The organism is Flavobacterium hankyongi (assembly GCF_036840915.1).
In the GTDB taxonomy this organism is placed as follows: Bacteria; Bacteroidota; Bacteroidia; order Flavobacteriales; family Flavobacteriaceae; genus Flavobacterium; species Flavobacterium hankyongi.
This window is the reverse complement of record NZ_CP085725.1, coordinates 1,097,537-1,123,186: the sequence shown is the minus strand read 5'-3', so window position 1 is coordinate 1,123,186 and position 25,650 is coordinate 1,097,537. Positions and strand designations below refer to the sequence as shown.

25 protein-coding genes are annotated in these 25,650 nt (G+C 30.2%); all 25 read left to right on the top strand.

From position 1 onward, the window contains the following. Positions 1-999: 999 nt before the first annotated feature. The 25 genes from tssD (LJY17_RS05210) (at position 1,000) to LJY17_RS05090 (ending at position 25,629) form a co-directional block, all read left to right on the top strand. Entirely contained in the window at positions 1,000-1,386 is a 387-nt protein-coding gene (gene tssD / locus LJY17_RS05210; RefSeq protein ID WP_264542388.1) for a type VI secretion system tube protein TssD, read from the top strand. Between the two features lie 126 nt (positions 1,387-1,512). Continuing rightward, a complete protein-coding gene (gene tssD, locus LJY17_RS05205) occupies positions 1,513-1,908 on the top strand; it encodes a type VI secretion system tube protein TssD (RefSeq protein ID WP_264542389.1) in 396 nt (131 codons plus the stop codon). Positions 1,909-1,980: 72 nt separating this feature from the next. Continuing rightward, on the top strand, positions 1,981-3,813 hold the full coding sequence (locus LJY17_RS05200; RefSeq protein ID WP_264542792.1) for a type VI secretion system Vgr family protein: 1,833 nt from the start codon (positions 1,981-1,983) through the stop codon (positions 3,811-3,813). Positions 3,814-3,816: 3 nt separating this feature from the next. Beyond that, on the top strand, positions 3,817-5,505 hold the full coding sequence (locus LJY17_RS05195; RefSeq protein WP_264542791.1) for a T6SS phospholipase effector Tle1-like catalytic domain-containing protein: 1,689 nt from the start codon (positions 3,817-3,819) through the stop codon (positions 5,503-5,505). A 40-nt stretch (positions 5,506-5,545) separates the two neighbouring features. Further along, on the top strand, positions 5,546-5,980 hold the full coding sequence (locus LJY17_RS05190; protein ID WP_264542790.1) for a hypothetical protein: 435 nt from the start codon (positions 5,546-5,548) through the stop codon (positions 5,978-5,980). Between the two features lie 118 nt (positions 5,981-6,098). After that, positions 6,099-7,115 (top strand): DUF2931 family protein, encoded by a 1,017-nt coding sequence (locus LJY17_RS05185; RefSeq protein ID WP_264542789.1) that lies wholly within the window; start codon positions 6,099-6,101, stop codon positions 7,113-7,115. An 806-nt stretch (positions 7,116-7,921) separates the two neighbouring features. After that, positions 7,922-8,308, top strand: coding sequence for a type VI secretion system tube protein TssD (gene tssD, locus LJY17_RS05180; protein WP_264542788.1), 387 nt, complete (start codon positions 7,922-7,924; stop codon positions 8,306-8,308). 126 nt (positions 8,309-8,434) lie between these two features. After that, positions 8,435-8,830, top strand: coding sequence for a type VI secretion system tube protein TssD (gene tssD / locus LJY17_RS05175; protein ID WP_264542389.1), 396 nt, complete (start codon positions 8,435-8,437; stop codon positions 8,828-8,830). A 72-nt stretch (positions 8,831-8,902) separates the two neighbouring features. After that, complete coding sequence (locus tag LJY17_RS05170) at positions 8,903-10,732, top strand: type VI secretion system Vgr family protein (RefSeq protein WP_264542787.1); 1,830 nt, start codon at positions 8,903-8,905, stop codon at positions 10,730-10,732. A gap of 1 nt (position 10,733) precedes the next feature. Next, on the top strand, positions 10,734-10,907 hold the full coding sequence (locus LJY17_RS05165; RefSeq protein WP_264542786.1) for a hypothetical protein: 174 nt from the start codon (positions 10,734-10,736) through the stop codon (positions 10,905-10,907). A gap of 61 nt (positions 10,908-10,968) precedes the next feature. After that, positions 10,969-11,925 carry a DUF2931 family protein gene (locus tag LJY17_RS05160; protein WP_264542785.1) on the top strand — a complete coding sequence of 319 codons (957 nt, stop codon included), beginning with the start codon at positions 10,969-10,971 and terminating at the stop codon, positions 11,923-11,925. Between the two features lie 19 nt (positions 11,926-11,944). Then, positions 11,945-13,345: a T6SS phospholipase effector Tle1-like catalytic domain-containing protein gene (locus LJY17_RS05155; RefSeq protein ID WP_264542784.1), complete on the top strand. Its 1,401-nt coding sequence runs from the start codon at positions 11,945-11,947 to the stop codon at positions 13,343-13,345. An 8-nt stretch (positions 13,346-13,353) separates the two neighbouring features. After that, entirely contained in the window at positions 13,354-14,511 is a 1,158-nt protein-coding gene (locus LJY17_RS05150; RefSeq protein WP_264542783.1) for a hypothetical protein, read from the top strand. Positions 14,512-14,520: 9 nt separating this feature from the next. Continuing rightward, entirely contained in the window at positions 14,521-15,012 is a 492-nt protein-coding gene (locus tag LJY17_RS05145; RefSeq protein ID WP_264542782.1) for a DUF4280 domain-containing protein, read from the top strand. Between the two features lie 11 nt (positions 15,013-15,023). Continuing rightward, on the top strand, positions 15,024-17,348 hold the full coding sequence (locus tag LJY17_RS05140; RefSeq protein WP_264542781.1) for a hypothetical protein: 2,325 nt from the start codon (positions 15,024-15,026) through the stop codon (positions 17,346-17,348). Further along, on the top strand, positions 17,341-18,294 hold the full coding sequence (locus tag LJY17_RS05135; RefSeq protein WP_264542780.1) for a hypothetical protein: 954 nt from the start codon (positions 17,341-17,343) through the stop codon (positions 18,292-18,294). Before LJY17_RS05140 ends, LJY17_RS05135 begins: the two co-directional genes overlap by 8 nt. Before the next feature lie 50 nt (positions 18,295-18,344). Next, positions 18,345-19,085, top strand: coding sequence for a hypothetical protein (locus tag LJY17_RS05130; protein WP_338442008.1), 741 nt, complete (start codon positions 18,345-18,347; stop codon positions 19,083-19,085). Between the two features lie 298 nt (positions 19,086-19,383). Then, complete coding sequence (locus LJY17_RS05125) at positions 19,384-20,220, top strand: hypothetical protein (protein ID WP_264542779.1); 837 nt, start codon at positions 19,384-19,386, stop codon at positions 20,218-20,220. Between the two features lie 2 nt (positions 20,221-20,222). Next, entirely contained in the window at positions 20,223-20,690 is a 468-nt protein-coding gene (locus LJY17_RS05120; RefSeq protein WP_264542778.1) for a hypothetical protein, read from the top strand. Positions 20,691-21,605: 915 nt separating this feature from the next. Continuing rightward, positions 21,606-21,836, top strand: a complete 231-nt coding sequence (locus LJY17_RS05115) for a hypothetical protein (RefSeq protein ID WP_264542777.1) — start codon at positions 21,606-21,608, stop codon at positions 21,834-21,836. Positions 21,837-21,847: 11 nt separating this feature from the next. Next, positions 21,848-22,543 carry a hypothetical protein gene (locus tag LJY17_RS05110; RefSeq protein WP_264542776.1) on the top strand — a complete coding sequence of 232 codons (696 nt, stop codon included), beginning with the start codon at positions 21,848-21,850 and terminating at the stop codon, positions 22,541-22,543. 8 nt (positions 22,544-22,551) lie between these two features. After that, positions 22,552-23,334, top strand: coding sequence for a hypothetical protein (locus tag LJY17_RS05105; protein WP_264542775.1), 783 nt, complete (start codon positions 22,552-22,554; stop codon positions 23,332-23,334). Further along, complete coding sequence (locus LJY17_RS05100; RefSeq protein ID WP_264542774.1) at positions 23,334-24,092, top strand: hypothetical protein; 759 nt, start codon at positions 23,334-23,336, stop codon at positions 24,090-24,092. The genes LJY17_RS05105 and LJY17_RS05100 overlap by 1 nt, the downstream gene beginning before the upstream one ends. 117 nt (positions 24,093-24,209) lie before the next feature. Further along, a complete protein-coding gene (locus LJY17_RS05095) occupies positions 24,210-24,848 on the top strand; it encodes a hypothetical protein (RefSeq protein ID WP_264542773.1) in 639 nt (212 codons plus the stop codon). 7 nt (positions 24,849-24,855) lie between these two features. Then, positions 24,856-25,629: a hypothetical protein gene (locus tag LJY17_RS05090; RefSeq protein WP_264542772.1), complete on the top strand. Its 774-nt coding sequence runs from the start codon at positions 24,856-24,858 to the stop codon at positions 25,627-25,629. The last annotated feature ends 21 nt before the right edge of the window (positions 25,630-25,650 follow it).

Sequence of the window (25,650 nt, the reverse complement as noted above, 5' to 3'; positions counted from 1 at the left end):
TAAGCTTACTTTGCAAAGATGTTGAGTAATTGAATTATTTTTATTAGGACTATTCCTGTAAAAAAATAGAAAAACACCCTGATTTTTGTAACCTAATTAAGTGAGTCCTTTTTCACCATAAATAGTAATAGACGTTCTTTTGTATGATAGTAGAAGCCTACATTATATGATGCAGGGTTTTATAATTTGTTTTTAAATAGATAATTTATGTTTCTTCAATTATGTTTAAAACAAGTTCAATGTGAGACTTATAATGTAAGATGTCTTTGAGAGCACTTCGACAAACTCAGTGTGACACCTCAGTCACATCTTTTTGACTTCGATTTCGACTCCGCTCAATCTTCGTGTTGCATTTTGACAGCGTAGCTATCTTTTTTGTTTCGATTTCGACTCCGCTCAATCTTCGTGTGGTATTTTGATAGTGTTTTATTATATGATTTAAGGTGATTTCGAGAGCACTTCGACAAACTCAGTGTGACACCTCAGTCATCTTTTTCACTTCGATTTCGACTCCGCTCAATCTTCGTGTTGCATTTTGATAGTGTTTTATTATATGATTTAGGTTGACTTCGAGAGCACTTCGACAAACTCAGTGTGACACCTCAGTCACCTTTTATAGGTAATTTAATGTTTCTTTGATTACATTTCCATAGCCCTATTTATAAGACTTGAGAAGGCATTTTGTTATATGATTTAAAAATCCACAATGTTAATTTTAAGAAAAATATTACAATATATTTTTTTATTTGAAATATAATTCTTACAATTGTATTGATATTTATTATCTGATTGGTGTATTATTTAGTAACATTAAATTCAAGTACAGATGAATAGAATTAAGAGACTTCATATTATATGGTAGCTGATATTCTTTCGGCTATTTGAGCTTCAGAGAATTATTATTTAAGATGCTTTTAAAAAGCATAAAAGTCAAGGCATTATGGATGCTTTGCGGAATAGTATTGTTTTTATTTATTAATTATTTAAATATTTTTTATTATGTCATTTAAAGCAAGATTAAACGTTGGCGGTAAAGAGTTCAATGTATTAAACATTAACTATGGTTTATTTCAAGAAACAGACGCAACAGGACGTCCCTCAACAGTAACAAGAGGAGGTAAAATTGAAGTTACAATCGAAGGAACAGGATCTACAGAATTATTCGAGTGGATGACTAATAGCTTTGAGCGTAAAGACGGAAGTGTTAAATTCTTCAAAAGAGACAGCGATGCTACTTTAAAAGAGTTAAAATTCACTGAAGGTTATTTAGTAAAACACAGAGAAAATTTTGATTCAACAGGAGTAAATCCCTTAACAGAATCGTTCACAATTTCAGCAAGAAAGATTGAAATGGGAACAGGAGTTTACGAAAACGAATGGGTATAATCTGTCAAGGGATTATAATAGTATAAGTTCTTATTTGTGATGTCGGAATGCATAGGGATAAAGACCCCAAACTTTATCCCGGTGTTTCGATAAATTTTATAAACACTCACCTTAAAGTAAAACAGTATGTCTTTTTTAGCAAAATTGGAATTAGATGGGGAAACCTATAATGTCTTAGAATTTGACCTTCATATCACCCAAGAAGTAGATCATAACGGTAAACCTCAAACCATAGCTCAAGGAGGTAATATTAGATTGGTGGTTGAATCGACCAAGAGTGTTGATTTTATGAAATGGATGATTAGCAGCACCCAAACCAAAAATGGTAAAATAACTTTTTTCAGACGAGATGCGATGTCAAAAATGAAAGAGTTAAAATTTGAGAAAGCTTTTTGTGTGAATTTTCACGAAAGTTTTCGATCAAATAACGAAGTTCCTATGCAGATAGAGATTCTTCTTTCGGCCAAAGATATCGATTTCAGCGGAGCTGTATTAGGTAAACCTTGGTCATTGGATTTATAATCCAGCCTAAATTTAGAAAATTACAATAGTCAAGAACACTTTTTGACAACAATTATATAAAAACATAAGCCCATGAGTACCGTTAATAACCTTATTAAAAAAGTTACTGATGCCATGGTTGACAAGGTAAGCATCGAAATAGGAAGCTTCTCTCAACCGGTTGTCTATTATAATTTAATATTAAATCAGCAATTGTTAGGTCACCATTCTTTTAGTTTTACTTGGAGAATTGGCGATGTTGTGATGGACTTTAAGAGTCAGGCCGATTTTATTAAAAAGTACATGGGAGCCAAAGTGATTATCACACTTAAGGATACCGCTCGTGGAGAAAATGTTTATTTTAAAGGAATTATTTCCGAAATGGAGCTTTTAGACAACGATGGCGCTTCAAAAGGCTTTCATATCGTAGGAAAGAGTCCCACCATATTATTGGATGAAATTCAGCAAAGTGAAACCCATTTTTCACACAAGCTCAATGAAATTGTGCATAAAGTAGATGAGAACATCATAAAAGGTGTGCTCACAGGAATGGATATCAATCCAAAATATCAAACCGTATTACCGTATATTGTTCAGTACAATGAGACCGATTTTCAGTTTCTAAAACGTTTAGCAGTTCAGTATGGAGAATGGATGTTTTACGACGGAGATTATTTGAGATTTGGAGAATTGAAAACCTCAAAAGCATCGTTAGAAAACGGAGTAAACCTACATCATTTTAAAGTCACCAGCCGATTACGATCTCAAAAAGTATCGTACAAAGGATATGATTACAATTCGGCTTCAGAAATTGGCGCCCAAAATTTAGAACCACAAAACAACACCCAAAGCTATATAGCCCAAAATGCGCAACAAGCCTCGAGTAGTGTTTTTGACAGAGCCAACGCCAATCATTCCTTTATAAGCAATGCCAATGATTCGCAGGATATTACAAGAATACAGGAATTAAGCCAACAGGCCAAAGAAGCCAATGTACTTACGTATTCAGGCTTGAGTAAAATTCCGTTGCAAATAGGAGGAATGTTTACTGTAAGTAAAGATGGTATTGAAGGGGACTTTATCGCCACAGAAGTACAACATTATTCAAAAGGATTTGGACATTACGAGTGTCAGTTCGAATCGATTCCAAGAGACGTGAAAGTACCCCCATACACGAATCCATTAGTATATCCCAAAGCCGAAACCCAAGGCGCAGTAGTAACTGACAATAATGATCCACAAGGGATGGGACGCATTAAAGTCAAATTCTTTTGGGGACATGAAAGCGATTGGACACGACTAGTAACCTCACATGCAGGTTCAGGGAAAGGTTTTTATTTTATACCAGAAATAGGAGAAGAAGTATTTGTATCCTTTGAAGGAGGCAACCCAGAAAAACCCTTTGTTATTGGCACTCAATACAACGGACAGGAAATCTCAGGCTACAACACAGCAGGCAATGACCAAAAAGTAATCCATACCCGTTCAGGCACAAAAATGATTTTCAACGATGCCCAAGGAAGCATCTTCATTGAAGACCCAAGCGGCAACACTTGGCTCATGGACGGTCAAGGTAATATTAGTGTCAATGCGCCTAATGATATAAGTATTACAGCAGGAAAGAACATGAGAATTGATGCAGGTCAAAATATAGCTATTTCAGCAGGTGTAGATATTACAGAAACAGCTGGTTCAAATAAAAATCTTATTGCAGGTGCTTTTCATAATGTATCTGTAGGGAAAAATTATTTGATAAATGTAATGGGAAGTTTACTAGAGATAGTTAAGGGAAATAGAGAATCTGAAACTACAGAGCGTAAAGAAATAGCAAAATCAGCTCAACTGAGTACTACCGAGAAAAGTATTGTGGTTAATGCCTCTCAAAAGGTGGTGAAAAAAAGTGGTGAAAAATCTAATTCATTCTAAACTATGGGTATCACGAGAATAGTTGAAGGGGATTTAGTCAATACTTCCACCGCAATGAATTTGACTGCAAATGCAGGCAATTATGAATTTCAAACTCCAATGAAGAATCAATGGAAGGGGGAAGGTGATGGTGTGGTTGAATCAAATTATGAAGCTTCAAACAAAGAGGATACTTTGTCAAATTCAATCAATGTGAATTTGAATCTATTTTTTGATGGTACACAAAATAATAAAACGAACACCGAAGCTAGAAACCCTAATTCAAGCAATCATCAAGCTTATATAAAAAAAGGAAATAAAAATGATGATAGCTTTGAAAATGATTACACCAATGTAGCTCGCGGATTTGACGCTATAGATTCGGATGCCGAAAACCAGATAGCAGTTTATATTGAAGGAATTGGAACTGAAGATTTAAAAGGAGATACAACTTTCCCTGGTGTGGCAACAGGTCAAGGTGATACAGGTGTTCCTGCAAAAGTTACTAAAGGCTGCATGGATGCCGTGAAACAAATGGAAAGAAAAGGGTATCAGTCTAAAGAAATTGATATTCTACATGTAAACGTTTATGGTTTTAGTCGTGGAGCTGCTGCTGCAAGACATTTTGTTTATGTCGCCAGTAAAATGGCTAATTATTTTTTAATGCAAAGGGTAGGAGATAAAAAGTATAAATATCAAATTTATCCTGATTATGCTTTTAATGATAGGTCTTATACTTTTTATCTCACTCTTGAAAATACAGGTTTCATCGATAAATACGGTTATTTTGGAGCTTGTTTGTTGAATGCAGGCATGAAAATAAAAGAAATAAGATTCAATTTTGTTGGTGTTTACGATACTGTTGCTTCTTTTGGAGTATATCATGGTAATGATGTAAGTGATCTTAATTTAGATAGCATCCAAAAGGCTAGATATGTATTTCACTTAGCTTCAGATGATGAGTATAGAGAGAACTTTGATTTATCAGATATAAATTCAGCTGGTTTACGAGGTTTGGAATTAACATTACCTGGAGTTCACTCAGATATTGGGGGTTCTTATCTTGATAATATTCAAGAAATTTCTGTAATTGACAATATTCAAATTGCGGATACTCCTGAGCACAGAGAAATGGCTATAAATAGTAAAAGCAAAGAGTTTGATAAATTTAAAGCCTATGTGGTTGATGAAGGTTGGTTTAAAGACCCTCAAATTAACAAACAATTTTTTTACGAAAAGGAGTTTGACCCATCGACAAGTTGGTATGAAAATCAATTTAATTATGGGCTTGTTGGTAAAAGAATGCTCTATAATAAGTATGATAAGATTCCGTTAAAACTAATGACAGAACAGTCAAAAAATTTTGATGTTGTTTACAAAGAATCTTCTTTAAAGAAATATGAAATAAAAGATGATTTTATTAACAGTGTTTATAATCAAGTTTTAGGCTACTTTAATGCTTGCGCTTCGATACGAAATAAGTATGTAGGGACATATAATAGAACCAAAAAAGATTTCGATATTTTTTCAAGGGTTTATATTAAAGAAATTAAAAATGAAAATTACACAAACTATATCAATGAAACCGATTTGAAAAAATTGAGAAATGAATATTTGCATTGGTCAGTAAAGAGTAATTTGTTTGGATTATCAGCAAGAGAAGAAGGTGCTTTACCTCAAAATAAACGTAAAAGGGAAATACATAATGGATAAAATTTTTAAATTTTTTTTCATTCTTTTAACCTCAAGTGTTATGTTTTCTCAAAGTTCAAAGTCAAATTTAAACGACATTTATAACTCTTATTTAAAGTCAGATTCAAAAAAGGAAAATAAAGAAGGAGTAGACTTTTTAGTGAAGCAATATTATATTTTAGAAAAAATTGAAAAAGATGGTTTAGCGCTTTTAAAAACAAATGCTGATTCTGAAATTCAAAATTTAGAATCTGATACCTATTTGTTTTGGGAGAACGTTATGAATTTTGAAAAAGTCTTTCCTGATTTTGAAAAAAATATTCAAAAGGAAAAACTAAATACTTTTCTGTATGTAACTGGTCAACTTAAGGAGAGTTATGAAATTTTTGCAAGGTTTTTGAATAACACTGCTAAAAGAAAAGAATATTTTGATGAGTTTAAGCTCAAAAAAGATACTGTAAAAGATTTGCTAATTGACTTATTAAGAGATTTTTAGTTTTACAATTATAAATTTTGAAATAATATAAAGAACAATCTGAATATATAATATGCTTAGTTACTTAAGGAGAATACTTATTTTAATTGTTCTATCACAATTTAATTTGCATTGCCAAATGAAAACTTATACACCTGAATTCAACACTGAAATTTGTCATCCCAATAACAATTATGAAATAACCCCAGTTTTAGATTATATAACTACACTCGAAGGAACTCCTGCGGGGTTACCATACGGAAGTAGCAGTGGTCAATGGGGATCATCAGGAAAAATGTGGACTAAGCAAAAAGGTACACCCATAGGCTTTGGAGTTACTTATTATTCTTATTATGAAAATAAATATTATGAAATAAAACAAGATTTTGATGTCGAGTATATGAAAGAGATGACCAATAGATGTTATCCGATTTCAGACAGAAGTGAAAGTCCAATTAAGGAGTTTATTTCGTTGCAGGATTATAATAATAATTTTGATGAATATAGAAATACTTATAGTCCGTTTAGTACTCTTGTCTTTGGTTTTGCTCCAAAAGGGATGGTTGTAGTTTGGATATGTTACGCTAATATTTCGATTGAAATTGGACGTTTTACGGCTCATGAATTAAAGGATGAAAAGAAAATTAAAGAATGTGAAGCTAAACTATTAACCACATATCGAATTGAACCTGAAACTCACAAAGAATTAATTGAATCAATGAGTATACCTAATGCTTCACCTCAATTGTGGGATAATTATAGAACTAAGTATGATTGGAGTTTTAAGGTGACATCTACCAATGATAATTTCAGGTTTTTATCTTTGGACAATGATTTTTACAATGGTGAGTTTGAATCATTGTACAGTTCCTATGCTTTAAATCCAGATTTTAAAAAAAGAGCTATTCCTGAAATTTTAAATATCTACTGGGAAACTGGTAAAAATGAACGATACATTGGAAAATTATTTTTTAACTGGGATAAAACAAATGATATGTTTAAATCTTCTGGTAAAAAAGATAATATTTTTAACATAAAAGTGAATAAAGATAACGATCAGATTGTTATTGATTTAAATGGTAAACCAATCGAAGTAGATAGCATTCGTATTTATCCTAATAGCCAAATGCGTTTTAGGGATTCTTACGAAGATTAATAAAAGAAAATCATAAATAGTAAACTTAAAATCATAATTATACTATTATCTATCTCAATAATCTCTATTAGCATATGTGATTTTTTTGGATATTATTTTCATTTTCAAAGAGGAGTTAATTTCTTCCGAACAATAATTGATTTAATTGTTTTAGGTTTTTTATTGTCTTTGTTTAAGAATGATCATTTGAGAAAATTGAATTTAGATGAAACAAATGGTAGTGAAAATTGGTTGAGACATTTTTTGATACGGTTTTCAATATTATCTGTCATAACTGGTTTAACTTATTTGTTTACATTGTTCTCAAATGGAGGTTATTCTGAAGGTTATTTTTTTTGCAATCCTTGTTTTTTCTTTTATTATAATAGCGACTTTATATTTATTTATAGAAGGAATCGTCTTATTTAGAAGGAAAAGATACAATAGTTTTATTTTTACTGTGTGTTTCCTTTTTTTTATTGGTTTTATTTACACGACTTATTTTAGTAGATAGATTTTCTCTAATTATTTGTAAATAAATTATTTTAAGAAAAATATTACAATATATTTTTTTATTTGAAATATAATTCTTACAATTGTACTATTATTTATTATCTGATTGGTGTATTATTTAGTAACATTAAATTCAAGTACAGATGAATAGAATTAAGAGACTTCATATTATATGGTAGCTGATATTCTTTCGGCTATTTGAGCTTCAGAGAATTTTATTAAGATGCTTTTAAAAAGCATAAAAGTCAAGGCATTATGGATGCTTTGCGGAATAGTATTGTTTTTATTTATTAATTATTTAAATATTTTTTATTATGTCATTTAAAGCAAGATTAAACGTTGGCGGTAAAGAGTTCAATGTATTAAACATTAACTATGGTTTATTTCAAGAAACAGACGCAACAGGACGTCCCTCAACAGTAACAAGAGGAGGTAAAATTGAAGTTACAATCGAAGGAACAGGATCTACAGAATTATTCGAGTGGATGACTAATAGCTTTGAGCGTAAAGATGGAAGTATCAAATTCTTCAAGAGAGACAGCGATGCTACTTTAAAAGAATTAAAATTCACTGAAGGTTATTTAGTAAAACACAGAGAAAATTTTGATTCAACAGGAGTAAATCCCTTAACAGAATCGTTCACAATTTCAGCAAGAAAGATTGAAATGGGAACAGGAGTTTACGAAAACGAATGGGTATAATCTGTCAAGGGATTATAATAGTATAAGTTCTTATTTGTGATGTCGGAATGCATAGGGATAAAGACCCCAAACTTTATCCCGGTGTTTCGACAAATTTTATAAACACTCACCTTAAAGTAAAACAGTATGTCTTTTTTAGCAAAATTGGAATTAGATGGGGAAACCTATAATGTCTTAGAATTTGACCTTCATATCACCCAAGAAGTAGATCATAACGGTAAACCTCAAACCATAGCTCAAGGAGGTAATATTAGATTGGTGGTTGAATCGACCAAGAGTGTTGATTTTATGAAATGGATGATTAGCAGCACCCAAACCAAAAATGGTAAAATAACTTTTTTCAGACGAGATGCAATGTCAAAAATGAAAGAGTTAAAATTTGAGAAAGCGTTTTGTGTGAATTTTCACGAAAGTTTTCGATCAAATAACGAAGTTCCTATGCAGATAGAAATACTTCTTTCGGCCAAAGATATCGATTTCAGCGGAGCTGTATTAGGTAAACCTTGGTCATTGGATTTATAATCCAGCCTAAATTTAGAAAATTACAATAGTCAAGAACACTTTTTGACAACAATTATATAAAAACATAAGCCCATGAGTACCGTTAATAACCTTATTAAAAAAGTTACTGATGCCATGGTTGACAAGGTAAGCATCGAAATAGGAAGCTTCTCTCAACCGGTTGTCTATTATAATTTAATACTAAATCAGCAATTGTTAGGTCACCATTCTTTTAGTTTTACCTGGAGAATTGGCGATGTTGTGATGGACTTTAAGAGTCAGGCCGATTTTATTAAAAAGTACATGGGAGCCAAAGTGATTATCACACTTAAGGATACCGCTCGTGGAGAAAATGTTTATTTTAAAGGAATTATTTCCGAAATGGAGCTTTTAGACAACGATGGCGCTTCAAAAGGCTTTCATATCGTAGGAAAGAGTCCCACCATATTATTGGATGAAATTCAGCAAAGTGAAACCCATTTTTCACACAAGCTCAATGAAATTGTGCATAAAGTAGATGAGAACATCATAAAAGGTGTGCTCACAGGAATGGATATCAATCCAAAATATCAAACGGTATTACCGTATATTGTTCAGTACAATGAGACCGATTTTCAGTTTTTAAAACGTTTAGCAGTTCAGTATGGAGAATGGATGTTTTACGACGGAGATTATTTGAGATTTGGAGAATTGAAAACCTCAAAAGCATCGTTAGAAAACGGAGTAAACCTACATCATTTTAAAGTCACCAGCCGATTACGATCTCAAAAAGTATCGTACAAAGGATATGATTACAATTCGGCTTCAGAAATTGGCGCCCAAAATCTAGAACCACAAAACAACACCCAAAGCTATATAGCCCAAAATGCGCAACAAGCCTCGAGTAGTGTTTTTGACAGAGCCAACGCCAATCATTCCTTTATAAGCAATGCCAATGATTCGCAGGATATTACAAGAATACAGGAATTAAGCCAACAGGCCAAAGAAGCCAATGTACTTACGTATTCAGGCTTGAGTAAAATTCCGTTGCAAATAGGAGGTATGTTTACTGTAAGTAAAGATGGTATCGAGGGAGATTTTATCGCTACAGAAGTACAACATTATTCAAAAGGATTTGGACATTACGAGTGTCAGTTCGAATCGATTCCAAGAGATGTAAAAGTACCCCCATACACGAATCCATTAGTATATCCCAAAGCCGAAACCCAAGGCGCAGTAGTAACTGACAATAATGACCCACAAGGCATGGGACGCATTAAAGTCAAATTCTTTTGGGGACATGAAAGCGATTGGACACGACTAGTAACCTCACATGCAGGTTCAGGGAAAGGTTTTTATTTTATACCAGAAATAGGAGAAGAAGTTTTTGTATCCTTTGAAGGAGGCAACCCAGAAAAACCCTTTGTAATAGGCACCCAGTACAACGGACAAGAAATCTCAGGATACAACACCGCAGGCAATGACCAAAAAGTAATCCATACCCGTTCAGGGACAAAAATGATCTTCAACGATGCCCAAGGAAGCATCTTCATTGAAGACCCAAGTGGTAACACTTGGCTCATGGACGGTCAAGGAAATATTAGTGTGAATGCGCCTAAAAACTTTACGTTAACAGCAGGAGATGATGTTATTATAAATGCAGGGAAAAATATTTCGGTAAGTGCTGGTGAAAATATTTCGAATTCGGCAAATGAGAACATTACATCAGTAGCAGGAACAGATATTGTACAAACAGCTACAGGAGATATTAAAGAAACTTCAGACAACAGAAGCGAATTAATTGAGAAGAATTTTAAGCGACAAGCTGCCATTTCTGATGAGATAGCTGGAGAGGTTTCCATCTTTAGTGAAAAAGAAAATATGACTATGCAAAGTGGCAAAACGGTAGAATTTAATAGCGCAGAAAAATCTAAAATGTTCTAATATGGCCATATTAAAACAAAGTAAAAATATGATTGTAACTGTGAAAAACAATTATGATTTGCAGGTTGGACAAAAGTTAGAAAAAATTGCTTCCAAGCTTAATGTAGAAGCAATGAAGGGTAATTTAGTATTGGCCTCTAATAAAAAGATAGTTGCAGATGGGAATAAAGGTTAAAGCGATAAGCTACACATTACTATTTTACATCAGTATAATAATAACATCATGTCAAAATAAGATGATTGAAGAAAAATATGATTGGTCGGCAACGTTGTCTGCGCCAGAAGAGTATCCAATAGAAGTGTATAAAGGAGAAATTATTGCAGATGATTTTCGCCAATTTTTAAAAGGATTTGGTACAATTGATAAGGGTTGGGGTGAAAACGGCCCAATGGTCGTTATTGGTCCTGATTATAAAAATTTGCCAGACAGTCTTACAATATCATGGCGTTCGTTAATAGAGAAAAAAAATTATTCGGGTAAATGGGCATTGCCTACGAATGAAATTAAGGAATATTTTAAAACTGGATTTGTCAATCCTGACAACAACAAAAAGGAAACGTATAATTCATTTGTAATTGGGTTAGCTCCAAAAGGAAATGTTGTGGTTTGGCTTTCAGGTGCTTCTAAACAATTTGAAGTAGCTTCATTTAAAGCACAAGAAACAGTAATTAATTCATCAAATTTAGATGAAGATGAAAAATATTTGTTTAGTCAGGAGTATTATGATATAACGCTGAGAAACATTGAAAAAGAAAAGCCTGAAATCTATCAAAAAATTAAGGCTAATTCATTGCCTATACCAGAAATTTATGAGAAAATAAGAACAAAATTTCTTTGGAAACCAGAAGTACTTCTCCCAGATGCCACTGATAATTTGAAAGAGGTAACCATCACAACTTTTAGTGGAGAACTAGAAGTTTTGTTTGATGATGAATTGCTTGCAAACAATTATGAAGAAAGAAAAATACCAAACGAAATATCATTTGTTGCCAAAACAAATGATAAAACTGAGAAATGGTATTGGGTAAAAAAGCTTGATGTTAATGAGTTATTAAATGTTTTTAATGATTTTGAAACGGGAGCCAAAATAAAGTTTGTAATTGATTTAAAATCAAGTAGCAAGCCCTCATTTTATTTGAGTGATGGTAAAGTGAAAAAAAATATAAATCATATCTCTTTGGAAACTAAGTAATCACATAAATCTTTAATTTATGAGTAATGTAACTTTTAATGATTATTCTCCACCAGAAGCTCAATCTGCGGATGTTATCGATATAACAATTGGTGTTTTTTTTGATGGAACTTTAAATAATAAAAACAATACCGAGGAAAGAAAAAATAATTCTACCGCTTTTAACAAAAATGGAAAAGACGATGAATCGTCGAGTTATTATAACGATTGGTCAAATGTTGCCAGATTATGGGAGTTTTATAACGAGACGAATAAGCTTTACATAGAAGGTATAGGAACAGACGATAAAGAAGAAGATTCAACTATGGGTTTTGCCTATGGTACAGGTGATACAGGTATTAGAGGTAAAGTTCGAAAAGGATGTGAAAAGATAGTTGATCTTGCTGCAAACAAAAAAAGATCCGCAAAGGCTCAAAAAATAGGCACACTTACATTGGATGTGTATGGTTTTAGTAGAGGAGCAGCAGCAGCCCGTAATTTTGTTTATGAGGTAAGTAAATCAAAATATAAAGCAATTGTCAAAGTTGCGAGTAGTCATGGGATGTCCGCTTCTCAAAATCAAGATAGCGATGGTAACATAACTACTAGAGATGAATTCCCAAAAAGAGGACATCTTGGGTTAAAACTTGAAGAAAAAGGTATTGAGGTTGATTTTGTAAAAGTAAGATTCCTAGGTGTTTTTGATACGGTATCGTCTTATTCTAAACATTTTAGTGTGTCTCCAGATTTCTCTAATGATGTAAACGAATTAAGTCTCAATAATATAGGACATGCCTCAAAAGTGGTGCATTATATAGCAGAAAACGAGCACCGTGAGAATTTCTCAATTACGCATACACATGTAGGTGTTCAAAAAACTTTTCCTGGTGTACACTCAGATATTGGGGGAAGTTACAATGATGGTGTTGAAGTGATTGAAGAAATTGAAACTTCTTGGACCTTTAAATCGAACTTAGATACCTTAAAGGAAAGGCTAGTAAATGAAGGTTGGTATAAAAAAGAACAACTCAAAGTTACAGGTGGTAATTTATATTGGGCATTACAAGGAACGAGAAATCTTAAAAAGTCATTTAGTTACATACCATTGCATTTTATGGCAGAGTCGAGCGTAAATGAAGAAGTGGTGTATAAAACTGAAAATCTAGAAGCTAAATACAAGATGTCAAATGATGAATTGTTGGTTAGAGTAAAAGATAAATTGAGACCTTATATAATGGGTGATGGATCATCTTATAAATTCAAATGGTTTACAGATATCCATGAAAAATATGAAAATAATAAATCGTCTCCCAACTATCAAAAAGAACTCAATGAGCAAAAAGATTTGAGAACGTTAAGAAACGAATACCTTCATTGGTCAGCAAGAAGAGAAGGTATTGGAATGGATCCTACGTCAGATAGAAAGAGAATGGTTTACTAATATTTACTATGAATCCCCAATTCAAAAAATATAAAATACTAAAAGGCGACACTTTAAGTAGTGTCGCTTTAAAACTTAATTGTAATGAATATGATTTAAAATCATTTCATAATACCTATTGTGAAATTGTAGATTTGATAGGGGTGAAGTTCCCTGAGCATTTAACAGAATTGATTGTTCCTTCTTTTGAATTTGATAAAAAAGAAGATACATTGAGTTTACCTAAACCAGTTCGATTAGGTTTTAATGGAAAACTTGATTTTTATCCCTTAGCGATTAATAAAAATTACGGAGTTCTTATTGTTTTTGAAAAGGACAATGATTCTCAAAGTATAAAATATGAAATAAACCTTCGTTATGTAAGACAGGAAGAAAAAGAAAAAGTTTTTGAACTCAATAGGATTTCGAAAGTTTATATAAATGACGAAGAAGCGGATGGAATTGCTGATGATTTAGCCATAAGAGTTGCTCAAGTGCTTTATCCTTTACAGATTTTGATTGATGAAAACGGAAACTTTTCTGGGATCGCAAATTATGAGCAAATTAAGGGAAGATGGGAGAGTGTAAAAGAGCGAATTTATAATGATTATGAAGGGGAATGGGTAGAGAAATATATAGAACTCAATGAAGAAGTCTTGAACGAAAAAGAGTCAATAGAGTTTTCATTGCTTAGTGATTATTTTATTAGGACTTATTTTAATGCTCTTTACAGTGAATATCCAGATAAAAAATCAAAAACTAATGACGTTCAATTTCCTGTTTTGAATGATGTTAGCGATATAAAGTATAACGTAAAAAGCGAAATAGAAGAATTTTACGATGAATCAAATTATATCGTAATCAATCAGGACGGTGAAATAAACGACGAACGCTCTAAAGAAGATTTAGTATCTAAGTTTAATTTTCCTTTTTATGCTAATCCAGACACAAGCCATACAATAGCTGAAGGTAGTTATAGAGGAAAATATTTTCTTAATCCTAATGATCGATCTATCGAGGCTGCTTATGTAGAAGCTTCGGTTGAAGTTGAAGCTGTCGAAAGAATTAAAGTTTCGATAGCAAACCTTAATCCAAGTTCTAATTTAGATCTAAAAGACACGAATTCTAAGGTTTCTATTGAAGGAACAAAAGTTTTGCAAAAGCAAAGTCATTTTTTAATTGATTAATTACAAGCCATGAGTGAAAAACATTTAGTTGTACAAGATGCTTTATGCAAATGTCAGTTTGGAAGTGCTCCAGATAAGTTAAAAGTGCTTTCGCATAAAAAAGAATATGCTAACGACAAAGATGGAAGCAAAAAATTAATTGCTACCACTAAAGAAATTGGCGCTGCTACTTTTGAAAAAAACACTTTTGGGAACTGCCCTAAGATGGGTAATCCACCACCACCTTGCAAGCCTAATGTGACTGAATGGGAAGGATTTTATAAAGATGTTGTTATGAGTAATAAGGGAAATCCTTTATTAGAAGATAGTAAAGCAGTTTGTGCAGTTGCAGGTTCTCCCTGTATAGAAATTATCAAACACGGACAAATGACTTCGGCTGGTGCGCAAAATTTTAAAAATGCGAATCCTGCAGTGCAAAAACAGTTGAATCCTATGGTAAGCAGTTCTACCATGCTTGAAAAAAAGCCCAAGAATGATGGCCTTGAAGTTGGACAAGAATAATTATAGAGAGTATGGTAAAAGGAGTAAAAAAAATACAATATACCGGAGGTAAAATTTATCCTAATAAAAGTGTTCTTAATAAAAGTTTGGTTATACCACCAAATGAGGATGTTTTTTTTAATGTAAAAGAATGGGAGAAAGATACAACTGAAGCTGATAAAAAAAAGCATCTTACTTGGATTTGGCAAGAAGGTAATAATTCCAGAAAAATAATTGGACAATTGTCTATCGCGACTCCTATAGGGTTTAAATTTAAATTGCCTAAGAAACTTTGTGGTTCCTATACTTATTACATAGAGGCAAGCTGGTCTGGTAAAAGAGATTTTAAAAATATTACAGGATTATATGTAAAGGGGAGTTGTCCTTCAAAAGTTATGAGCACCAAATGGTGTACTATTTTGGACGGAAAAGATGAGAGAAGTAAATTATTCAATTATGGAGAGAAAATATTTTTAAGTGTCAGTACTGAGGGGCTTAATGGAAATTTATTAACGGTAGAAATATACAGAATAGTAAAGGGAGATTTATCAGGAAGTAAAAAAGATGACCAAATAAAAATCATACCTAATGTGGCAGTGATTGATGGCGAAATAAATGTTGAAATTGAAGGAACCGCTTTATGGCCTGGTAAAATCAATAAAATTAATATTCTTGAGCAATTTTATGTTAAAATAAAAGATGCTTTTGGAAATTATATAATAGATGATAATAATGATATTTGCCATGCTCGTTTTTTAAAAATAAAGAAGGAAATAGTAACACAAGCTACAAAAAAGCCTGACAATAAGACTGCTGCTAAAGTAGGAGAGACTGATAAAAAGCATGAAAACTATGGATTATGCTCTTTTGAAAAAATAAATATTGTTCATTCTAAAAATGGAGAGGGAAAAATTACTGCAATTAATTGTGAAGCGTTTAATAAAGGAAAAATTAATAATAAGTTAAAAAGAAGAAACGGAGCTCCAATATTTGAAATAGTGGCTTCAAGTAGTGAAACAAAAATATTAGTCGATGTATTTAATTTCAAAAATAAATGTTTTAGAAATGAAAATAAACATAAGAAAAATATAATAGTAAAATCAAGTGAGTTTGAAGGGAATGGACAAATTAAGAAAGAAAGTTCTTCAATTGAAATACCTGTACATTCAACCCTGTCATATCTCAATCCAGCACCGATGCAATATTTTTGGCCATCAAAAGGAAATGTTGCGAGATATAATTTTTATGCAAATACATGTAGTTATTTCAATAATGCAAATGATTCAGCTTTTTCAATAATTGTTTATCCAGATATAAAATGGGTATTGAAGTTCGAATATAACTCAAAAAATCCTATAAAATATAGGGATACCTGGGTCAAAATGAGGCAATCTAGGATTAATGATGCTTATAATAATGCACAAGCTGGAGATTTAGATGGTTATGATGGAAATTTAGAAACAGAATTCAAAGTTGCTCTTGGGGCTGAATTTGACGATTCTAAACAGAAGTTTGATTTTTCAAAAGAACTGAAATATAAAATTGAAAGATTAATTAAAATCTTCTTAGGAATAAAAAAAGGGATAAACTATCTAATAGGAGATACGGAAGATGGAGGATTAGTAAAAAAATTACCCAATTCTGTCAAAGAGCAAATGAATCGAACTGCTTCAAAGTTAGGTAGATTGCCTATGAATTTTACTATAATGTCACCAGGTTTAAGTGCTGAATTTTCTTGGTATTTAGCTTCAAGAGATGAGCCATTTTATGAAGTTGTGACAATGATTGAAGGTGAAGCTAATTTTGGCCCTTTAATTGGAGGTAAAGGAACATTAGATTTAATTGCAGTAGCTGAATATATACCATACATAGGGCAAGTCGTTAAAGCTGTTGATTTAAGTCTTAATGCTTTGGGATTCAATACTGTTTTTGCTTTATCAGCTGTTGGAGAAGTAAGTTTGAAAGCCAAACTGAACACTTATTATTCTGAACTTACAAAGTTACATATTCAAGATAAAAGTAAATATTTGGTTGAATTAGCTGGTAAATTTGGATTAGAAGTCGAACTATCTGTAAAAGGAAAATGGGAATTTAAGACTTTCGTTATAGTAGGAGATGAACACGAATTGATAGCTGAAGGTAGTGCGAAAGCTACTTCATATATAAAACCAAGTGTTGGAATAGAAGCTGATGAAAAAGGAATTTTTATTAGGGCAAAGGCTGATTTTGATGGTTTAAAAATTGTTTTAGAGATAAAAGGAGGTTTTGATAAAGTTTCTAGAAGTAGAGTAGTAAATATAGTGATTGTTGAAGAAAAGAAAGATATTATTAACATGAAAAAATATTTTAATGATTGATTTTAAGTTTAAAAAATGCACAGGCACGATTATTTTAATGCTTTTTTTAGCCATTGATTGCTTTGCGTTTATTGATTTAGTTTCTAATGATAAAAATAAAATAACAAATATGAGTTTAGAAATGACTAGTAATAACTATAGTGGTAAAAATAAAGTCTACTATTTGCAAGTTTATAGTAACAATTGTAGATGGGAAATTTTTACAAATGAAATTTTAGCATCATACAATGAGGATTCTAGAGTTGTGAATACAACTTTTGGGATTAATCAAAATATTTTGACAAGTGGGAAACAGAGAATATACTTTAGAGTGTATCCAAATAAAAACGAAAAGACGATTAATAACTATGCTGTATTTAAAGTAACATTATCATACAATGAGATTGGTAATGAAAACGAGTCTGAAATTGTGAAAAGTTATATTATGCCTGATCAGGAAAATAAAATTTCTTTAATTGAAAATGAATTGATTTTTGATGTTGATGTTCCTTATGTTATAGATAAATTGGTAAATGCACAAAAACTGAATGAAATCAATAAAATTGGTGATAAGATTGTTTCAAAATTAAACGAGTTTAAATCTATAATTGAAAAAGGTGACTCAAAAAAATACCTTGATATTTATGAAGGCTTTTTAAAAAGAAGACATATTACTTACTTTTCAACAAAGGAAGAAATTGAATTAGATTTGAAAAATGAGTCATTAGAGTCTTTTATGTCTGAAATTTATGATTTGGAAATTTTACCTATTCAAAAAGATGCTAAAATTGTCTATTTTGGAAATGGAAAAGTAGCTTGTTTATTGCAAAATGATATGAAATCAGGAGAAAAAAAATATGGATTAATTTACAAAGCGAAATATAAAGATGATAATTCAATTTGTTTTGGGACAATAAATTTTCTCTTATATATGCCAAATAATAGTAACGAACTTCTATTGTACTAACATTATTTGATATTTTAATGTTTTTAAAAATAAGTCTATTTGTATTTGTTTTGGCGTGTTATTTCACGTACAAAATTTTAAAAATTGAAAAATATAGAGGATATGGTATTAGTATTCTTTTTATCACTACTTTTTCATTACTATTTGTTTGTGTTTTTTCGGTTTATTTATGTTCAAAGCAAATATTAATCCATTATAAAGGTGATTCTTACACGGCTTCTATTGTTCGTATAAAAAAAATTGAGAGTGTAGATAAAACTAAAGATATTAATAAAAGAAATGTCTATTCTGAATCTGTAGTATATAGGAAATGGGTAGAATTTATAGACAAGAATAATGTCAGAAGGGTTATGCAGACGGACATAGAAACCAGTGATGTTCCTATTGTTGGAAGTAAAATGCAAATCATATTTCTTGAAGGTAAAAAGTGGGTAACTGAGAAGTCTTTTACTCAATATCTATTTGTATTACTCTTATTTTTGGTTTTTGTAAATACAGCACTAGTAATATATAAATTATTTACAATAACACATAATATATACTTTTTAAATTTTAGAAATGTTGTTAGAAGAATGCTGTTATCTTCTCTGGTTCTGTTATTTAGTATAGTTGTTATTTGTTTTCTATATATAAGGTTCTTCTACAATACGATAGATATTTTAATAGGTTTTATATTATGTTTGTTAATAAGTGTGATTGTTACTATGTTTTTTGATCGTTTAATTAATCAATCGTTAAATGATAAATATGTAAAAAAGAATAATAATATAGAATTCAGTAAAAGAGATTAAAAAATATCAACTTGTGAGATTAGATAACGAATAGGAAGTGATTTCTTTAACTAGAAAAGCAGAGGATGGTTTCGAAAGCATTAGTGATTAAGTACTTTATTAAATCTTCCAGTTGGATAAGTAGAATTTAGAAGTTATTAATTTATTGATGATATTTAAAAAAATATATCATACAATTGTCTTCAATTTGCTTTTGAGTTTCTTACATTTCAAACAACTTGTATTTCTAGGAAATGAAAAGGAGCATTTTTTAAAAGGTAAAATACCAAATATGCTGAAATTTTATTTGAATTAAATTATGAAAAATAAGATAATAAAACCATCTTACGAAATATATCCTAATCTAAATTGTGCGGTTATCGTTTATGTGAATGATGTACCTGTCTTCGAATATTTAGGAGATAAAACTATTGATGGGATTTATGATGGTAGTGTACCAATTAATCATATTTTGTTAGAAAGCGGGAAATATGAAGTAAAGGGCGTTATGTATCCTAGACATAAACAAAATTCATTAACCGAAAATGATGGAATGTCCATAGAATTTAATTTATCTGATATAGATAATTGGAAAGAGACAAAACACTCTTTTCACCCAGAGTTAAGTACTCCGGATGCTTTTTTTGATAAAAATGGCGCAATTACTAATGTATATAAAGGACTGGACTCTTATATAATTAAAACTACAATTGATGTTACACTACCATTTAAACTTAAAGGCTGGCAAAATTCAATTAATTTAAAAGAATTAGATCAAAAAAGACTTCAAAGTGAAGTTTTTGAAGCCTATACAAAAATTCATAGTTTATTGAAAACATATAATGCTAGCGAATTTATTGAAGTATCAAAGGATAAAGAAAAGTTACAATCAGAAGGCTTTTACTTTAACAAAGAAAAAGAAAATGAAATTCGTAGTAAAATCAATCAGGTTTTCAATAAAAAATTAGAAGTTAAACCCTTAGATTTTTCAAAATTAAAATTAAATATTTTTGGTTACGGTAAGCTGGTAAATCTCTTGAATCCTGATGGAAGCAGTCCAATTGTTTTCTTTGACCCAATTGAGCCAGAGATTAAGGTTGAGTTTGATATTAAGTTACATAAAAAATCCTTGAGAGATAATTTAACAATTATTTGATTATGGAAAGGAGACATTTTCTTAAAAACACCTCTCTTTTATTTCTAGGAATTTGTTTTTCTTCTGAATTGATTTCTTGTTCAGAAAAAAAAATCGATTTAAATTTTCTTATTGGAAAAAAGAATAGCGAGTTATCATTTTTCGACTCTAATTTAATAAATGGTACAAATGATTTTTATTATATAGTTTTAGAAAATATTACTGGTAGTTCAATTGGTATGACTTTAAAAGGAAAACAAAAATTAGTATTGTATTTCAAAAATGATATTGTGAATGGATTTACTTTAATATCGGATAATTTGGAAGATTATATACTTTTTGATAAAAAATATGATTCTGTGGAAAATATAACTAATAGATTTGGTAAAATAAAAGTAATAAAAAACTTAAAATACAACGCAAATATTAGTTATTCGAAATTCAATGATAATAATGGTTATGTGTTTTTTACAAACTTTCTTAATCACTAATGTAATATCAACAAATACCTATTTGACTTTTACTTATATAATATGTATAATTTTTTTATCATACAAAATAAATAAAAGGGTTGGTGAAAGAGGTTGTCTTACAAATATATTTGCCTTTGTTACTATTTTTAGCATTTTTACTTTGCTTTTGGGATCTTTATACATTGGCAAAAATCTATGCTTTCATTTTCTTAAAGGACAAATATATAAGGCTAAAGTTATAAAAATAGAATCCTACACAGAAAGTGAAAGAGTTAATAATAGGACAAAAACAGTAAAATATTATACTCCAATTTTTCAATTTATTGATAATGAAAATAATGTTCTAAAATTAAAATCATCCACTAGTGGAACTGATTCACCAACAATAGGTAGTGAAAAAGAAGTTGTATACATAAAGGGTAACAACTCTGTATTAGAAAATGGAGTAACATCTATTCTATTTTTGTTATTTGCATTTTTATCTACTACAATATTTGGTTTTATATCATTTTCAATTATTCAATATGCGCTTGGAAAAGACATGACTTTTAATAAAAAAATCTTTTTTTCGAGCATGTTTTATGGGTTAAAATGTGGGATTATAATATTTGAAATTCTTCTCATATATAGTTTTTTTAATACTCTAAACAATGGATTGTTAAACTATTTATTATTACTATTTATTGTCATTTTATCGCCTATAATTTATTTATTATGGCGAAATAATTTCACTACAACATCTTAGGTTTGAATACCACATACATATTGTATTAAATAGTTTTGTGCTTATCATAAAATGTACAAAATGGAGAAGTTGTAATAAAAGGTGATATAGAATCAATTAAAAATACTAAGGGTAAAGTTGGTGTCGAAGGAAAAATACAAGTCAAACTTGAATTTAAAGCTGGTTCGGCAAATATTGGAGTAGATGGAGTGGTTAAAGCCGATGTTAGTACATCTATTTCTGGTGGTGTTAAAGTAGGTGCAGATAAAAAAGGAATTTATTCATCACCAATTGCAGAGTTTGGAGGAATAAAGGCTACATTCATAGCAGCTGCAACAGTAAAATTTGGTGTTTTTAAAAGAAGTTTCACTTATGAAGATGAGGCAATTTTAGTAGAACCAGATGAAATTAAATTTAATAAGTATTATTTAGATTTATGAAAAGTAAGATTATGTTAGTTTTAACTTTATTAGTATTGATTAGTTGTAATAATAAAGAACTTGATTTATCAAAAATAGATTTTAATCAAAAGGCAAGTATATATTTAGACGATCTTAACGTGTATAAAAAAGAGGAACAGAAGGGACACTATGTTTTGGATTATCAAAATGATGAAGTCTCATTGGGGTTAAGGGATGATGGTGAAAGAGTTGTTAAATATACTTTTATGGAAGAAAAAAACACTAATCAATTAAATTATAGTGGATTGAGAGTTAATGATGTTATGGGGGTTTCTATTAGTGTTTATGATGAAAAAATATCGTTTATGAGAATTCATGTGAAAAATACTCAAACATTAGATTTTTTTGATGTGTTAAAAAAGAAATTAGGAAATCCAACAGAAATTTTAATTAAAGATGGTGTAAATTTTGATGATAAAAATATTTCTCAAAAAATGCTAATTGAAAAAATGCCTAATCAAGCAAAAAAGTACAAGGATGAAGTACTAGAACAATTTTATTTTTCATATCCTGAACATTTTATCTGGGTTGATAGTGATATAATTTATCAATTAACACTAGTTCCCGTAGGAAATTATATAAGTAATAGTTTGGTTGTCATTTCTAAAAAAGCACTCAAAGACAAAGTTATTTTTGGATTTCATAATCCTAATGAAGATCCAATATTGAGTAAATATTTAAACTAAAGAACATAATGAATAATTTTATTGAACCTTATTATCTAGTTGATTTCAATTCGTCAATATGTAACTTCGATATATATATTAATGATTTACCTGCGTTTATTCATAATGTAGGAGGCTCTATTTTTTCTCATTATCCGATAAATCACCTTATTCTTGGGAAAGGACTGCAAAAGATTAGATTAAGAATTAAGCCTTTAAAAACGGAAAGTAAATTGAGAGATGATGGTTTTGTTAAAATAAAAGTATTCTATTATGATTCATCAACTACTGATTATGAAAATGTTTTCAATGTTTTTAAGTTTGAGACTCCGGATTTATCTAAATCTGAGTATTCATTTATCGAATATGAATCGACTTTTGATTCAGTAGTAAATTATGAACTAAGAGGATGGAAGAGCTCTTTAAAAATTGAAGAAGAAGATTACAAAAATGAAATTATAGCTTTTTACAAAAAAATTTACGAATTATTTAGAGAAAATAATGTTGATAAAATCTCCTTTGAGATGTTAAATAGGTTTGAAGAAACTGATATTGCTATGTATCTTCAAAATACAAACAACAAAAAGGAATTAGAAGATTTAATAGCTACTTTAAAAAATGATAATTTTATAATTGAATCTTTTCCTCAAGTAACAACTATTCAAAAATTCGCTAATTCATGTGTCATAAATTTGGTTAGAGAGAATGGCTTACCAATTATTTATTATAAAAATCAAAATAATGAAGAGTTTAGTTATCCGATTTTAATTCATAAGATAAAAAATAAACAAGTATTCGAAATAATTAGGTAATGTTTCCACTATTGAAAATTACTAATACAGGGTATTTAATAATTATACTCATTTTATTCTCTGTATTTATTAGTCTTAAAATCTCTAAAAGACTTGAAGATAAGGGGTGCTTGTCAATTTCATTTACTTTTATCTTGTTTTTAAGTGTGATTTCAATTTTTGTATCAACTTTTTATATGTCTGTGGATTCTCTTAAGACATATTTTTATGGGGATAGCTATTCTGCCAAGATTGTTAATTATAAAACAAATAAAGAAAGACAGGAAAGCACAGATGGTAGATATAGATTCAAGACTTTACATATAACTATTTTTAAGTTTGATGATAAATATGGAGATGAAAAAGTTTTAGAATCTGTTACGCATTCAGGTTCAATTCCTGAAGTTGGCAAAACAGTCAAAGTATCTTATTTTGAAGGAAGTGAAACTGTATTGGAACATAATTTTAAAACTTACTTTTTGTTATTTATTGGCTTTTTGTTCTCAATAATTTTTGGTTTCATATCAATTACTTTAATTAAATATACCTTTGGCTATTCAGTTCAAAGCTTTAAGAGTGTTTTTGTGAAAGCGTTAATAATTGGCTTTAAAATGGGTTTGACCTTGTTTACTTTTGGTTTAGTCTATCCAATATATAATTATTTATTTGGAGAATCTGATATGCCTGTCTGGGCATTTGTGACCTGTTTGATTTTCTTCTTGATCCTTTTATTCTCTTTGTATGCAGTTTTTAAAGGTTTTAGAAATAAAGCAATATGATTTTTCTAAATGTGTAATTTATAGTTCTCAAAGCTACAATTATAACGTATTAAATACATCAACAACAGGATCAGTACCGATATACCTATCATAAAAAGTTAATAATTTCATATTATCATGAAAACAAATTGTATATATTTTTTAATTATTATGTTATTTTCTAATTCGTGTATTACACAAGAAAAAGATTTAAATAATTTGAATTTTGCTGAAAATTATAAAGATCTTTTTAAAGACAAAAAAATAATGACAGAGCAATATGATATTGCTGCTAAATTACCTTTAGCTTATACATATGAAACAAAAGGTTTTAGGTTTGGAATTGTAAATATTCCTGAAAACGCTGAAGATCAAATTGCAATGAATTCAGTGGGAACGTTTCTTAATAATGTAAAAGAGCGAAAAATTGTTGGTATAAAAATTTCAATTGAAGGTAAAGAAAATTGCAAGAAGGCCCTAGATTATTTGCAAAGTCAATATGGAAATCCTAAAATTTTGAAGCAATTACCAAATAAAAACAAAGAAGGATGGCTTGTGGGTAATTCAGCATATTCATGGGACTTAAAATCGGTCAACAGAAGCCTAATAGTTTCTCAAACATTTGATTTAAATTTTGTTGAATCTAATAAAGGGAAAAAGTATAGTCAAAATGAAGGTATCACCATTTTTGTAATTGATAACAATATTAAATCTGATGTACAAGGTTATACTGAACTAACAACGAAAGAGCTATTAATAAAAACATTTTCTTCATAAAGTTCAAATGACACAACAACCTTATTATATGATCGATTTTAGTGCTTCAGCATGTATGTTTGAAATACTAATTAATGACTATCCAGTAATTTCAATGAATGTTGAAGGACAAGTTTCTACAAATTTGCCTATCAATTATGCTATTCTGGAGAGTGGTGAACAACTACTATCACATAAAATTCTTCCTTTGCTGGGGGAAACCTCAATACACGAAAAGGCTGAGCTAAAATACGATATAAAATTATTTGATGTTTCTAACGATTTTGTTTTTAAGGAGCAATTTGCTGAATATAAATCGGAACCAATAGAAGATAAAAAATTGCCAGTAATAGCATCTAGTAAAAAATTTAATGCTAAAGTGCCTTATAAACTTGAAGCTTGGCAAAATGGAGTAAGTATTAAAAATGATGATAATCATAAGGATAAATTGCATCTGGCTTATAATGAAATAGTTGGTTTGATTAATAAAGGAGATTATACTGGTTTTCAAAAGAAGATAACAGCTAGAGAACATAATATGACGTCTTCTATGTATTTAAGCAAATCAGAATCAGATTCAAGAATTGAAGAATTAATTGAAGATTTTAAAAGCGGATTTAAAACAATTCCGGTTGATAAAAAATCAGTATTCCATATTTATGGTTTTGGTAAAGTAGCAATGCTTAAAAAGTTAAATGGTGAATCAGGATTGACATTGGTTAATGAAAAAACTAAGGAAGAACTAATGCTAGATATTTCATTTTATTTGCCTCAAGGGAGTGATAAGTTTGAAGTAATTTAAACAAAGAATTAGTTGAGATTA